We start from the raw sequence: 14,849 nt of genomic DNA, 5'->3' as shown, positions 1-14,849 counted from the left end.
AGCATAACGAAATTGCAACAAGAACACAAGCCCTTTTCCGTAAAAAATTACGTTCTAGTGGATAAACATAGCATCGCCGAAACTAAAGAAACGGTAACGCTCTGATACCGCGTGTTCATAAGCGTTTAAGATAATTTCTCGGGAAGCTAGCGCCGAGACAAGCATAATCAGCGTCGATTTTGGCAAATGGAAATTTGTGATCAGTGCATCCACCGCTTTAAATGTGTAGCCAGGTGAGATAAAGATATCCGTCCAGCCTGAATCAGCCACGATCTCGCCATCAAATTTGCTAGCAATCGTTTCGAGCGTTCGTATCGAAGTCGTCCCTACGGCTATTACTTTTCCGCCAGAGGCTTTTACTTCTCGCAATGTTAAAGCTGTCTCTTCCGTCAAACGATAAAACTCGGAATGCATTTTGTGATTATCAGTATCCTCTACATCAACTGGTCGGAAGGTTCCGAGACCGACATGAAGTGTCAAAAAGCAAACTTTTACACCTTTTTGTTTGATTTCTTCAAGCAGTTCTTCTGTGAAGTGTAGACCAGCTGTTGGTGCCGCTGCTGATCCGTTTTCGCGTGCATAGACCGTTTGATAACGATCCTGATCAGCCAACTGTTCTTTAATGTAAGGCGGAAGCGGCATTTCGCCAAGCTGTTCCAAAACCTCATAAAAGATACCCTCGTAATGAAATTCTAAAATTCGGCCACCATGTTCCAATTCTTCCAGGCAAACTGCTTCAAGTTCCCCATTTTCACCAAAACGAATCTTGGCTCCCTCACGAATTCGTTTTGCCGGCTTCACAAGCGTCTCCCATGTATTGCCTTCTTTTTGCTTCAACAAAAGTACTTCGATATGCGCACCGGTTTCTTCCTTTACTCCGTGAAGACGTGCTGGAAGAACACGTGTATCATTTAAAACAAGCGCATCCCCCGCATGAAGTTCATCTACAATTGCTTTAAATGTTTCATCCTTTAAAGCACCCGTTTTCTTATCTACTAACATTAAACGACTTGCCGTCCGGTCAAGAAGCGGAGTTTGAGCAATCAGCTCTTCTGGCAAATCAAAATTAAAATCTTCTACTCTCATTTATTCGACACCTTTTTCCTGTTCTATTCCTAAATGTTCATACGCACGACCAGTCGCAAGTCGACCACGCGGCGTACGCTGTAAAAAACCGATTTGTAGCAAATACGGTTCATGCATATCTTCAATCGTTTCTCGTTCTTCACCGATACTCGCAGCAATCGTATCAAGACCCACTGGGCCGCCGCGAAACGAATGAATAATCGTTTGTAGCAGTTTTTGATCAATTGTATCAAGTCCGCGCGGATCAACTCGGAGAAGCGTTAGCGCTTCTTTCGCGATCGGATAATCAACTAAACCGTCACCTTTTACTTGTGCAAAATCACGTACACGTTTTAACAATCGATTAGCAATCCGCGGGGTTCCACGTGAGCGGCGCGCAATTTCAAGCGCGCCTGCTTCATTGATTTCCGTTGATAAAATTTTGGCCGTCCGCGTTACAATATCCTCAAGCTGTTCTTCCGTATAAAATTCAAGATGATCAATTACACCAAAGCGGTCGCGCAGCGGTGCAGAAAGCATTCCTGCGCGCGTCGTTGCACCGATTAGTGTAAATGGAGGCAAATCAAGTCGAACAGAACGCGCAGTTGGACCTTGACCAATGACAATATCCAAACAGTAATCTTCCATTGCTGGGTAAAGAATCTCTTCTACCGCTTTTGACAGCCGATGAATTTCATCGATGAAGAGCACATCTCCCGGTTCAAGTGCCGTAAGAATCGTTGCGAGATCACCCGGGCGCTCGATTGCTGGTCCGCTCGTCGTTTTAATATTTGTGCCAAGTTCGTTCGCTATCACCATCGCAAGCGTCGTCTTTCCGAGACCAGGAGGGCCGTATAAAAGCACATGATCGAGCGCTTCTTCACGCTGCCTAGCCGCTTCAATAAAAATTCCAAGGTTTTGCTTTACCTTGTCTTGCCCGATGTATTCTGCTAAATACTGCGGTCTCAAGCTCGTCTCAAACGAAATCTCTTCTTGATTCACATTTTCCGAAGATACGATTCGATCCTCCACTTCTTTCCCCTCCTTTTCAGCTTGTCATTAGACGTAACGCCAGTTTAATGTATTCATCACTCGAAAGCTGCTCTTTCTCCAGTTTCGGTACAATTTTTTTCAGTTCGCGGTCGCTGTAGCCAAGTGCCCCAAGCGCGAGTACCGCTTCTTCCAAGTCTGGAAGCAAACCATCTGTAAGTTCTTTTTTTTTCGGGTACGAAAGCCGCCGCGTCAAGCATCGAGTCGCTTAATTTCCCTTTTAAATCTAAGATGATTTGTCGCGCCATTTTTTTGCCCACACTTGGAAATTTCGTTAAGTAAACATCATCTTCCGCTTCGATCGCCTGAACAAGTTTAGTCGCTTCACCGGAAGCAATAATTGCAAGTGCACTTTTCGGCCCAATACCTGAAACACTTAGTAGTTTTTTAAATACATAGCGTTCCTGCGTTGTCTTAAAGCCAAATAAGCTTAAGTTATCTTCGCGTACATGCTGATATAAGTAAACCTTCGTTTCTTGCCCTTCAAGCGCTGAAAAAGAAAACGGATTTCCCGTAATAATGCTGTATCCAATTTGGCCTGCTTCGACCACAATGTACTCAGGCGTTACCGCCGTAATGATTCCTTTAATATAATCGTACACGTCTTCCCGTCCTTTCTCCGTGCCATACAGACAATTTTAGCACAAGTCGAACATTCGTGCTACATCTTCCCTCGGCAAAAAAACAGGACTTCGCTCATTGCTTTAAGCCAAGCCCTGCTTCTCATTTTATCAAACCAGTTATTTAAAAACAAAACGCAAAATTTTTTCTGCATTTTTAGCACCCGGATAGCGGAATTTAAAATCAAATAAACTCGTTTGCCTAAGGACGCTTCTTTCATGCGAGAACGTTCTAAAATTTTGATAACCATGATAACTTCCCATGCCGCTTTCTCCTACACCGCCAAACGGCAAATACGTCCCTGCAATGTGCATTAACGTATCATTGATACACACTCCGCCAGAAGACGTTTCAAACAGCACTTGACGTTCAAGTTGCCGGTTTGTCGTAAATAAATATAGGGCAAGCGGTTTTGGACGAGCATTGATAAACGCGATCACTTCTTCAATTTTAGAATACGGATAGATCGGCAAGATGGGGCCAAAGATCTCGTCTTGCATCACGGGGCTATCTGGATCGGGCGCATCTAGAAGACAAGGTTCAATCTTAAGTTCCGCCTCATTCACGCGCGCTTCTGGAACATAGCTTTTCAGGCGCTCAAAATGAGAAACATTCACAATGCGGCCGTAAGCCTCGCTTTGCAGTGGATCTTTCCCATAAAAGTCTTGAATGGCTTGACGTACTTCGCTCTTGAATGCTTCATAAATCTGTTCGTGAACGAAAGCATAATCAGGCGCAATACAGGTTTGACCGGCATTGGCAAACTTACCGAACGCCACCCGCCTTGCAGCTAGTTTCAGATCTGTCTCTTGCGTAACAATCAGCGGACTTTTGCCGCCTAGTTCAAGCGTTACAGGAGTTAAATGCTTCGCCGCAGCTCCATCACAATTCGACCGACATGCGATGAACCGGTAAAGAAAATGTAATCAAACTTTTGCTTCAACAGCTCTGTCGTTGCATCCTTATCCCCTTCGACAACCGCAATAATTTCTTCACGAAAACGCGACAGCACTTGGTTTAAAGCTTGCGCCGTATGCGGCGCAAGCTCAGAAGGCTTCAGCACAACTGTATTGCCGCTTGCAATCGCTCCAATCAAAGGCACGAGTGCTAGTTGAAATGGATAGTTCCAAGGCGCAATCACGAGAACATTGCCGTAAGGTTCGCTCCGAATAAATCCCTTGGAACCGATGAGTGTAAGTGGTGTTTTCACGCGTTCATCTTTCATCCAGCGCTTTAAGTGACGCTTTATGAAGCTGATTTCCTGATAGACATTCCCGATTTCCATCATAAAAGCTTCCTCGCGACTTTTACCTAGGTCACGTAAGAGCGCATCTAAAAACAATTCTTCATTCTCTTTTAGCAAGGTTTCCAAATTTGTTAGGGTCGTCAGGCGATGTAAATACGTCTTGGTGAAATTTTCTGCAAAGTAACTTCTTTGTCTTGTCAATATTTCTGTACAATCCATCTTCCCCGCTCCTTTCTATCTAAAGGCCGCATTCCACCTAAAAAACTAGTACCCCTTAGCGTTTGTATAAACGTCCTGTACGTCATCGTCATCAAGCAGTGCGTCAAGCATTTTTTTCGAACTCGGTTTGTTTATCTTCTGGAATTTCGTTATAAAGTGATGGGATCATGCTGATTTCAGCTACCGCAAATTCATAACCGCTTTCAGCTAGTGCTTCTTTGACAGCAGCAAAATCTGCTGGATCTGTAAATACTTCAAATGCCTCTTCACTCACTTCGACATCTGCTGCACCCGCCTCGATCGCCTCTAACATAAAATCATCTTCCGTGGTAGTCAAACCTTCTCGCTCGATCACAAGATAGCCTTTCCGCTCAAACATGTAAGCAACACTACCGGTTTCACCTAAACTGCCACCGTTTTTATTGAATGCTACTCGGACATTTGTACCTGTTCTGTTTCGATTATCTGTTAGTGTGTGAACAAGAATAGCAATTCCACCGGGACCATAACCTTCGTAAGAGATCTCCTCGTAGTTTTCACCGGAATTATTACCTGCTGCTTTTTGAATCGCACGTTTTACGTTATCGTTCGGCATGTTAGCCGCTTTTGCTTTGTCGACCACTAAGCGGAGCGCTGGATTCAAGTTTGGATCTGGACCGCTCTTAGCTGCTACATAAATTTCTTTTGCGAGTTTTTGAAAAATCTTCGCCCGTTTTGAATCCTGTGCGTTTTTTCTTCCTTGAATATTTTTCCATTTTGAATGTCCTGCCATAACTTATTTGCACTCCTTTCGTTCTACATCTAAAAGTGTACAGGAAAGGAAGCGCCTTCGCAAGGTTGCGGGCTTCCTTGCTTAGTTTTGCGCAAAAAAACACGCGGAAGCAAGCTTCTGCGTGTTTTTGTTTTATTTGGCATATTCAACGGCTCTTGTTTCACGAATTACCGTTACTTTAATATGGCCTGGATAATCGAGTTCTTCTTCAATTCGTTTCCGAATATCTCGTGCAAGACGGTAAGACGCAAGATCATCAATTTCATCCGGCTCAACCATGATGCGTACTTCACGACCCGCTTGGATCGCATAAGATTTCTCAACGCCTTCATAGGATTCCGAAATTTCTTCCAGTTTTTCAAGTCGTCTAATGTAGTTTTCAAGTGTTTCGCTTCTAGCTCCAGGACGCGCAGCGGAAAGTGCATCTGCTGCCGCCACAAGGACTGCAATGATTGAAGTTGGTTCAGTATCACCATGATGTGACGCGATACTATTGATCACAACTTCATTTTCTTTGTACTTCGTAGCAAGTTCGACACCGATTTCTACGTGACTTCCTTCAATTTCATGGTCAATGGCTTTACCAATATCGTGCAGAAGTCCTGCACGTTTCGCAAGCGTGACATCTTCGCCAAGTTCACCAGCTAATATCCCTGCAAGTTTGGCAACTTCAAGCGAGTGATTCAGCACGTTTTGACCGTAACTTGTACGGTAGCGCAAACGACCAAGAATTTTAATTAAATCAGGATGCAGGGAATGAATTCCCACTTCAAATGTTGCTTGTTCGCCGACTTCACGAATGTGTTCATCCACTTCCTTACGCGCTTTATCCACCATTTCCTCGATTCGTGCCGGATGAATTCGTCCATCTTGGACTAATTTTTCCAGTGCAATACGAGCAATTTCACGACGGATTGGATCGAATCCAGAAAGAATAACTGCTTCTGGTGTATCATCAATGATTAGATCAATCCCCGTAAGCGTTTCAAGTGTTCGAATATTACGACCTTCACGACCGATAATTCGACCTTTCATTTCATCATTTGGAAGCGTGACGACTGATACTGTAGTCTCAGCAACATGATCAGCAGCACAGCGCTGGATGGCAAGCGACAAAATGTTCTTCGCTTTCTTATCCGCTTCTTCTTTCGCCTTGTTTTCTGATTCTTTCACCATCACGGCAGTGTCATGGGAAAGCTCCTCTTCTACTTGGTTAAGGATGATATTTTTCGCTTCATCTTTCGAAAGAGCGGAAATGCGTTCTAGTTCATCTTGCCCTTTTTGAATCATCTCATCAATTTTGCTTTCCTTCTCTTCAATATGTTGTTGTCGTTTACTGATATTCTCCTCTTTTCTCTCAAGGGTAGCTTCTCTTTTACTCAAAGAAGTATCTTTACGGTCGAGGTTTTCCTCCCTTTGTAACAAGCGATTTTCTTGTTTCTGCAACTCTCCTCTTCGCCCACGAAGTTCATTTTCGATTTCAGTACGTACCCGATGGCTCTCTTCTTTCGCCTCAAGCAGCGCTTCTTTTTTTACCGTTTCAGCTTCTTTCTTTGCATCCTCAACGATAAGTTCTGCCGTGCCGCGAGCAGCGACCAATTTCTTTTCAGAACTGGCTTTATAAGCGAGAGAACCCACAACCAAACCGACGATCAAGAAAAGCAAACCGGAGATGATTGCGACTGTGATAACCATCCTTACACCTCCTTTGCTATTCAATTTTTGTTATGATTATGTCGGTGGCCAAAAAAATTGGCACAAAGTGTATTTTCCATCATTAATCGGAAAGATTTCCGACTACTACCAAAAAGCATGTCAAAAAACTTCTTAATCACTTTTTGGCAATGTAAAATATACAATATAATTCTATCGGTCATAATAGCGATTGTCAAGAAAAGGGCTGGCTTTTATCAAAGAATTGTTCGTTTGCTTTTTCTACAGAAAAAAAACCTTCCAATTGGAAGGTTTTTGCCTGCTTATTCATCTTCTAGCAAATTGAACTCCTCAGCTTCATCAGGAGCATCTGGATCAAGCGGTTTAACGTCAATTTCATACGCTTCGCGAACACGTTTTGAAATTTCTTCGCGAATTTCAGGGTGTTCTTTCAAATACTGCTTCGCATTTTCGCGACCTTGTCCAATTCGTTCTTCATTGTACGAATACCATGAACCGCTCTTATTGATTACATCTACTTCTGATGCCATATCTACAAGCTCACCTTCACGTGAAATCCCTTCCCCGTACATAATATCAACTTCGGCAACGCGGAATGGCGGCGCAACTTTGTTTTTAACGACTTTAATTTTTGTTTTATTCCCGATAACTTCTGTTCCTTGCTTAAGCTGTTCGGCACGGCGTACTTCTAAACGTACTGTCGAATAGAATTTAAGTGCCCGTCCACCGGGAGTAGTTTCTGGATTACCAAACATTACACCGACTTTTTCACGAATTTGGTTGATGAAAATCGCGATCGTCTTCGATTTGTTAATAACGCCGGATAATTTACGCAAAGCTTGCGACATTAAACGAGCTTGAAGACCTACGTGAGCATCTCCCATTTCTCCTTCGATTTCAGCGCGAGGCACAAGGGCTGCTACGGAGTCGATAACAAGAATATCAACTGCTCCGCTTCTAACAAGCGCCTCAGCAATTTCAAGCGCTTGTTCCCCTGTGTCTGGCTGTGACAAGAGTAATTCATCTATATTTACACCAAGGTTCTTTGCATATGTTGGATCAAGCGCATGTTCGGCATCAATAAATGCAGCTGTTCCACCTTGTTTTTGGACTTCAGCAATGGCATGAAGTGCTACAGTTGTTTTACCGGAACTTTCAGGTCCGTATGTTTCAATAATCCGGCCGCGCGGATAACCGCCTACACCAAGAGCGATATCGAGTGCGAGCGAGCCGCTTGATATCGTTGAAATATTTTGATCGCTGTGTTCCCCAAGTTTCATAATGGAACCTTTACCAAATTGTTTTTCAATGGATTTTAAAGCTTGGTCTAAAGCCGCTTGACGATCGTTCACGTTATTTCCTCCTTCATATCTATCGCAATTCATTGTCTGCGCAATAAAAAAACTGTCATTTTTAATCTCTAGAAATACTATATCGTATTCAAACAGAATAAGCAAGCAAAAAGCGAATAAACGTTCGCATTTTTTTATTTTGCTCTTCAGTAAGAATTATTTCCAATTATAGCTTGAAGCAGAGATTTCGTCCAACCTTTTTTTCAAGCAGGATCTTTAGTTTTCAAGGGGTTATCTGGCATTTTTATCTGCTGATTTCGGCAGTTTCTCTTCCAAAAAACGGTTAATTAGTTGAAAACCTTGTTTTACCGCACGATAGCGATTATGGTTGCGATCTCTCCCGAAAGTAAATAGATGTGTTTCGGTTGCATAACCTGCCACACTTAAACCTATGAAGACGGTACCCGGCGGATGCCCTTCCAAACTTTCCGGTCCTGCTACTCCAGTAAAGCTGATCCCCATCTGTGCTTCGCATTTTAGCCGGATCTGTTCAGCCATTTCTTTAGCACACGCCGCACTGACAACTCCTTCTCGTTTGATGACATCATGCGACACTCCGAGCAGCTTTTCTTTGATATCGGTATGATAAGTCACCATCCCGCCTCGGAAAATCTCGGAAATCCCCGGTCGGTCACCAAGTTCTGCTTGAAATAACCCTGCCGTCAAACTTTCAGCAGCAGCGATCGTTATATGGTGGAGCAAAAGCTTCGAAATCGCAACGTCAGCAAGCGTTGTATCGCCATACCCATATACAAACTCACCGTCGCGGCATAAAATCTCTGCTTCGAGATTATCAAGTAGTTGAAGTGCTTCGTCTTGTGTACGTGCGCTCGCAGTAAGCCGGATTTCTACTTCATTATCAGATGCATAGGTAGCAAGTGTGGGGTTCGTTTGCTGCTCAATTAAATCAGCCAAGTCATTTGCAAGTTTCGATTCGCCGATTCCAAAAAAATGTAAAATACGTGATTCTAAATGGATGGAATCTCCATTCATTGAAGCTGCAATCAGCGGTCGTGCGTATTCTTTAAACATCGGCTTCATTTCAGAAGGTGGCCCAGGAAGAAGCATGTAACTACTCCTTCCACTGGTAAGGAACATTCCCGCAGCAAAGCCGAAATCATTTTTTAGTACGGCAGAACCTTGAATGACAAGAGCTTGAAGTTTATTGTTTTCAGTCATTGGTCGTTTGCTGATTGTAAAGTAGTCGCTGATTTTCTTCAAGTGCGGCTCATCAATGACAAGGTCTTTCCCGAGATGCTCTGCTAGAATTTGTTTTGTAATATCATCTGGAGTTGGTCCGAGTCCACCAGTGAAAATTAGCAAATCACTTCGTGCTTCAGCAATTTCAATAACTTCTCGTAGTCGTGCCGGATTATCTCCAACCACCGTGTGAAAATACACATACACACCTAATTCTGCAAGTTCGCGCGAAAGAAAAGTAGCGTTTGAATTTGTAATCTGCCCCATTAAAATTTCCGTTCCAACTGCAATGATTTCTGCTCGTTTCATGATCTCACTTCCTTCGTTAAATTAAAGAAAAGAATGCTTCGCTTACTAAGAGAACTAGCGGAATTCCTCCGCTAAGCGCTCTATGTTAAGCAAAAAAGCATTCTTTTATTATTACATTGACCCTTTAAATACACCGCGATTTTTATAGAAATAATCGATTCCGCTCCAGACCGCAAAGAACGCGCAAACGTATAAGAAGATTAAATCTACACGAATTCCCGTCCACGCAAACGGAAAGTTATTTAAAAACATTAGCGGAATTGCAATCATTTGCGTAAATGTCTTAATTTTACCGAGCTGTCCTGCTGCTAAAACTTCGCCGCCTTCAACAAGAAGAAGCCTAAGCCCTGTTACCGCAAGTTCACGGCTGATAATGAGAATAACCACCCAAGCCGGAGCAATATTCATTTCTACTAAAATGATGAATGCCGCCGTCACAAGGAGTTTGTCTGCCATTGGATCTGCAAACTTCCCAAAGTTTGTAATTAGATTATATTTTCGCGCTAAATGCCCATCAAACCAGTCAGTCAATGCCGCTATGATAAAAATAAGCGTTGCGATTAGGCTGGTCACTGGAATAACTGAACCGATCCAATTTACTTCACCAAACTGAAATGGTACAACACATAAAACCACAAAAACAGGAATCAAAATGATTCGAGCCACCGTAAGTTTATTTGGTAAATTCATTTTCCCCTCTCCAATCCCTGAACAAATATGTACTTCATAAAGAAAAGGAAGTATAGACAAGACGTTTCCTGCCTATACTTCTGCTTTTATTGCACTTAGCTTCGTTCTTAGTTTTCAGAAGAACTCGAACTGTCTGTCCCGCTGTCAGAAGTACTATCACTTGCTTCAAGCTTAACAGTCAGCACCTGTTTCACTAACGTTGGAGCAAGTTCAAGCGTTTGACCGTTCACTTTCACTGTCGTAACCGGAGCATTACCAACGACGATAGAAACTGTTTTATTTTCGGCTCCATCAATTGCGCCAGAGCTTGCGCCGTCTTTTACAATACCGTTAAAGATATTTGCACCAGCTTCTGTTGACACACCGATCCAAGTGTCTCCACCGGATGCCGAAATTTCAAGTGTCATTTTGTCAGCATTTTGAACCGTATAACTTGTAGCATTGCCTGATGTGGTTCCTTTTGTGACTGCCACTTTTTTCTCTTTCTCTGCTTCTTCTTTTGCCTTAGCTTCATCAGCTTTCTTCTTTTCTTCAGCTGCTTTTTGTTTCTTCTGCTTTTTTCTTCGCGGCGGCATCAGATGAGTCATCCGATTTCTTCGTCGAAGAGCCGGTATCATCTTTCACTTGCACCGTTTGGTTGCTGTTATTATTTTGTGTTTCTACTGCCCCATCATTCGACTTCGCAAATACGAAATACCAGATGATAAAGAGGATAAACAAAATAAAAACTGCTATGAGTACTTTCGGCAGAATATCGAAAAAGCGACTTCTAGATGAAGATTGTCCCCCAACAGAATGTGTTGTTAGAGGGGCTGCTTTCTTTTGAGCTCTGCTTTGTTCCTGATCGACTACCTCTTGTTGGGATTCAGGTACCTCAGATTCAAATTCAGCAAAAAGCTGAGTACTGTCGACATCTACTGCTTCAGCATATTGTTTAATGAAAGCACGCGTATAAAATTTCCCCGGCATTACCGAATAGTTGCCTTCTTCAATTGCAACAAGATATCTTTTTTGAATTTTTGTGATTTGCTGTAAATCATCCAAACTGAGTCCTTTTTCCCTACGAGCAGCTTTCAGTTTGTCGCCTAATTCAGTCAATATTAAACACCTACCATTAAATTAAATCATTTCGTTGTTTTGTTACATGTGCCATCCGCCGTTTACACCAAGAATTTGTCCGGTCATAAACGCTGCTTGATCACTGATCAAAAAGAGCGCTGCGTGAGCAATATCTGCGGGTTTTCCGAGTCGTAAAAGTGGTATTTCACTCGCTAACTCAAGTTTCTCCTGTTCTGAAAACCGATCGAGCATTTCTGTATCAACTGCTCCGGGTGTCAAACAGTTCACTGTGATCCCGTTTCCTGCGGTTTCTTTGCTGAGCGCCTTCACAAACGCAATTTGGGCACCTTTCATCGTCGAATAAGCCACTTCCATCGCTGCTCCAACTTCTCCCCAAATTGAACTGATAAACAAAATCCTTCCCGATTCGCTTCGTCTTAGCTTTGGAAGAAACTTCCGCAGCAGGTATAGAGGCGCACCAACATGAATATCATACAAAGTTTGTATCTGTTCGTCAGTAGTATCCTCAAACAAACTGTATTCGCTATTTCCGGCCGCATGGATGAAAACATCAAGTTCAAAAACTTGGCTTGTTATTTTTTCTAAGTTGGAAGGATCAGAAAAGTCGCCTTGGAGCCCTACTGCATCAACTTGAAAAGAACAAAGTTCAGCTAAAAGTTCACGGATTTTTTCTTCATTGGTATTGTAATGCAAATAAAGATCGTATCCGGCTCCAGCAAGCTCTATCGCGATTGCACGACCAATTGCGCCGCTTGCACCGCTGATAAAAGCAGAACGTTTTTTCTTTACCACAGCAAAACACCTCAACACACTTTTCATTCATCATAGCATATAACTTTAATTATGATAACATTATTTCTATGAAAAAGCTTCAAATATCTTAAATTCTTAAGATTTCTTTAAGATTTATTCTGGAACAATTTGGAACTTCGTAATTTGGCTTTTTTTCGCTAGCGATTGAATGAATTGATTTACATCTTCTTTTGTAATAAGGGCAATCGCTTCTGGCAAATCGAACAACGATGCATCCTCCAAAATATACTGACTGAACTGATTAGCAATGAACTCCGGAGAGTTAAGCGCTCGAAGGAATTGACCGATTTTTTTGCGTTTCACAAGTTCTAAATCAGCCTCATCAATTCCCTTTTCTGCCGCTAAAAACAATGCTTTTTCAATGCGCTCAGCTTGTAGATCTGGATCTACCGCATCACCGCCGATCATCACAAACGAAAAACTATCGGAAAGCGTATAATCATAGCCAAATGTATCGTCAATGACACCTTCATTGTATAGTGAAAGATAATTATCCGAAGTCGTTCCAAACATCGCTTCAAGCGCGATATCTGCCGTCATTTCATGTCTTACCGCTTCCATTCCGCGTAGTGTGCCAATGTCTTCTTTGATACCGACTAAGTTTTTAGCAATTTGTACAGGGAACGTTAGCTTCCGTTCTTTAATCGCCACTTCACGAGGCTCCTCAGGGAAAGAACGCTCAATTGTCCCTACATGTTCAAATGATTTCCGTGCTTGATTCACGCGAATTTGTTCGATCATTTCATTTGGTTCGAGCTGTCCAACGACAAACAAAACCATGTTGCTCGGATGATAAAACGTATTGTAGCAAAGATAAAGTAAATCTTTATCAATATTTGCAATCGACTCGACAGTTCCCGCAATATCAATTTTCACCGGATGATTGTGATACATATTTTCGATAACACCAAAATAAACACGGAAGTCAGCATCATCATCGTACATCCGAATTTCTTGTCCAATGATCCCCTTTTCTTTTTTCACAGTTTCTTCTGTAAAATAAGGCTCTTGAACGAAATCTAATAAGGTCTCAAGATTTTCAGCTACATTAGAAGTACTCGAAAACAAGTAAGCCGTCCGTGTGAATGAGGTGAACGCATTCGTAAAAGCGCCTTTTTCCCCAAATTTAAAGAATACATCGCCGTCTTCTTTCTCAAACATTTTATGCTCCAAAAAGTGTGCAATTCCATCAGGAACATGCGTCAACTGATCTTCTCCGATCGGTACAAAGGTGTTGTCAATCGAACCGTAATTCGTCGTAAAAACCGCGTATGTTTTATTAAAATCTTTTTTCGGTAGCAAAAAAACACGCAAACCGTTTTCAAGCGTTTCGCTGTAGACCGTTTCATCGACATCTTTAAAATTGATTTCATTCATGTTCATTCGCCCCCTTAGCCAAGAAATAAATCGTGTCTTCCTGCAGTTTTTGCACAGCTTGCGTTACTTCGTCTTTCGTCGTTCCCCTAATTTGTTCAATCCACTGGGAAAGCGCAAGGTCTGCTTGTTTCAATTCGTTATTATAAGCCAGCTCAATTAAGCCTTGAGCGCTGTCATTTGTCTCTAGCAGCTGATTGATATACATTTCTTTCGTCTGAGCGAGCTCTTCTTCTGTAAAATCGCCCGCTTTCATTGCCGCAACTTGTTCCTTAATGATCTTTAGCGCCTGTTCATAGTTTTTCTCATCAATACCCGCTGAAATAAGCATAAATCCTTTAAAGGAATCAATTCGGCTTGACGCGTAGTAAGCAAGACTTGCTTTCTCACGTACATTGATAAAAATTTTCGAGTTTGCGTAACCACCAAGTAGGCCGTTTGCAAGTTGAAGCGGAACAAAATCAGCATCGCCAAAAAATACGCCAGTGTGGTAGCTGAGTGCAAGCTTCCCTTGATTAATTGGCTGATTTTCCGTAATTACCTGTACTTCGCTTCGAACAGGAAATGCTTTGTTCAAACTTTCTTTTTCGGCTCGATCCGCAAACGGTAATGACTCAACAAGAGGAACAATTTCATCGCGCGTGATATCCCCCGCAACAAGCAAATCAATCTGGTCATTCTTCAAGAAGTTCTGATAGTAGTCAAAGAGCTCGCTTGCCGAAATTTGATCCACATCTTCAAGAACACCAGAAGCTGGGTAGCGAAAAACATCATCCTGAAACATTTCTTCAATCAGTCTTTTGTTTGCGTAGCGAATTTTGTCATCAAAAACAGATTCCAATCTACTTTTCAAATTCACCTTTTCACGCTCTAATGTTGCTTCGTGGAATGCTGCCCCGTTTTTATTTGGGAAAAAGAAAACTTGCTCCATAAATTTAAAAGCTTCTTTCAGAAGCGTATCGCCGTCTTTCACAAATCGGCCAGAAACCGTATCAAAAACGGCGGTCAGAATATGTTCATTGCCTTTCTTTTCAACCGTCGTATAAAAATTAGCTCCATACAAGTACGCTAGTCTGCGCCTGAACTCTGTTTGCGTTTTGTACATCTCATTGTTGGTTTCAAACAGCATCGAAAGCAGCGTGCGTTTCGTGATCGTTTCACGCTCAAGTGGTGCTCGGAATTTAAAAACGATTTTGCTTGATTTGAATTTTTTCGTTTCAAGCAGCGTCATATTGACCGCGCCGATTTTCTCCTGGTAAGTTTGCATAATGATGCTCCTTCCAAATTTCTACTATTCCTACATTGTAGCGCAAACCCGTTGCCATAACAATCATTTAGCCGCACAAAAAAACCTCTTGCCGCAAATGCAGCAAGAGGTTTAAAC

General features: G+C 42.3%; 9 protein-coding genes and 4 pseudogenes. All 13 read right to left on the bottom strand.

The features are described from left to right. Positions 1–54: 54 nt before the first annotated feature. The 13 genes and pseudogenes from queA to yfmF all read right to left on the bottom strand — a co-directional run bounded on the left by queA (position 55) and on the right by yfmF (position 14,738). A complete protein-coding gene (gene queA, locus MFLO_RS07490) occupies positions 55–1,086 on the bottom strand; it encodes a tRNA preQ1(34) S-adenosylmethionine ribosyltransferase-isomerase QueA (RefSeq protein WP_036097324.1) in 1,032 nt (343 codons plus the stop codon). Beyond that, positions 1,087–2,097, bottom strand: a complete 1,011-nt coding sequence (gene ruvB / locus MFLO_RS07485) for a Holliday junction branch migration DNA helicase RuvB (protein WP_036097323.1) — start codon at positions 2,095–2,097, stop codon at positions 1,087–1,089. It abuts the gene before it with no gap. A 16-nt stretch (positions 2,098–2,113) separates the two neighbouring features. After that, positions 2,114–2,717: pseudogene (gene ruvA, locus MFLO_RS07480) on the bottom strand (Holliday junction branch migration protein RuvA). Between the two features lie 138 nt (positions 2,718–2,855). Then, positions 2,856–4,201 (bottom strand): annotated as a pseudogene (locus tag MFLO_RS07475) (aldehyde dehydrogenase). A 45-nt stretch (positions 4,202–4,246) separates the two neighbouring features. Then, a pseudogene (locus MFLO_RS07470) lies at positions 4,247–4,973 on the bottom strand (YebC/PmpR family DNA-binding transcriptional regulator). A gap of 132 nt (positions 4,974–5,105) precedes the next feature. Continuing rightward, on the bottom strand, positions 5,106–6,668 hold the full coding sequence (gene rny / locus MFLO_RS07465; protein ID WP_036097322.1) for a ribonuclease Y: 1,563 nt from the start codon (positions 6,666–6,668) through the stop codon (positions 5,106–5,108). Positions 6,669–6,949: 281 nt separating this feature from the next. Then, positions 6,950–7,999 (bottom strand): recombinase RecA, encoded by a 1,050-nt coding sequence (gene recA / locus MFLO_RS07460; protein WP_036097321.1) that lies wholly within the window; start codon positions 7,997–7,999, stop codon positions 6,950–6,952. Positions 8,000–8,230: 231 nt separating this feature from the next. Then, positions 8,231–9,508 (bottom strand): competence/damage-inducible protein A, encoded by a 1,278-nt coding sequence (locus tag MFLO_RS07455; RefSeq protein ID WP_036097320.1) that lies wholly within the window; start codon positions 9,506–9,508, stop codon positions 8,231–8,233. A 111-nt stretch (positions 9,509–9,619) separates the two neighbouring features. Next, complete coding sequence (pgsA, locus tag MFLO_RS07450; protein WP_036097319.1) at positions 9,620–10,198, bottom strand: CDP-diacylglycerol--glycerol-3-phosphate 3-phosphatidyltransferase; 579 nt, start codon at positions 10,196–10,198, stop codon at positions 9,620–9,622. A gap of 107 nt (positions 10,199–10,305) precedes the next feature. Further along, positions 10,306–11,296 (bottom strand): annotated as a pseudogene (locus MFLO_RS16975) (helix-turn-helix domain-containing protein). A gap of 42 nt (positions 11,297–11,338) precedes the next feature. Further along, the gene (gene ymfI / locus MFLO_RS07440) at positions 11,339–12,070 is read right to left on the bottom strand and encodes an elongation factor P 5-aminopentanone reductase (protein WP_036097318.1); all 732 of its coding nucleotides are present in this window, start codon (positions 12,068–12,070) and stop codon (positions 11,339–11,341) included. Positions 12,071–12,184: 114 nt separating this feature from the next. After that, on the bottom strand, positions 12,185–13,468 hold the full coding sequence (gene yfmH, locus MFLO_RS07435) for an EF-P 5-aminopentanol modification-associated protein YfmH (RefSeq protein WP_036097317.1): 1,284 nt from the start codon (positions 13,466–13,468) through the stop codon (positions 12,185–12,187). After that, a complete protein-coding gene (yfmF, locus tag MFLO_RS07430) occupies positions 13,461–14,738 on the bottom strand; it encodes an EF-P 5-aminopentanol modification-associated protein YfmF (RefSeq protein ID WP_149022994.1) in 1,278 nt (425 codons plus the stop codon). Before yfmF ends, yfmH begins: the two co-directional genes overlap by 8 nt. Between the last annotated feature and the right edge of the window lie 111 nt (positions 14,739–14,849).

This window comes from Listeria floridensis FSL S10-1187 (assembly GCF_000525875.1).
GTDB classification, from domain to species: domain Bacteria; phylum Bacillota; class Bacilli; order Lactobacillales; family Listeriaceae; genus Listeria; species Listeria floridensis.
This window is presented reverse-complemented; position numbering and strand designations above follow the sequence as displayed.

What these genes read in the sequence shown, in the direction of transcription:
- queA (WP_036097324.1), bottom strand. Translation starts at nt 1,086, where the DNA reads ATGAGAGTAGAAGATTTTAATTTTGATTTGCCAGAAGAGCTGATTGCT.
- rny (WP_036097322.1), bottom strand. Translation starts at nt 6,668, where the DNA reads ATGGTTATCACAGTCGCAATCATCTCCGGTTTGCTTTTCTTGATCGTC.
- MFLO_RS07455 (WP_036097320.1), bottom strand. Translation starts at nt 9,508, where the DNA reads ATGAAACGAGCAGAAATCATTGCAGTTGGAACGGAAATTTTAATGGGG.
- pgsA (WP_036097319.1), bottom strand. Translation starts at nt 10,198, where the DNA reads ATGAATTTACCAAATAAACTTACGGTGGCTCGAATCATTTTGATTCCT.
- yfmH (WP_036097317.1), bottom strand. Translation starts at nt 13,468, where the DNA reads ATGAATGAAATCAATTTTAAAGATGTCGATGAAACGGTCTACAGCGAA.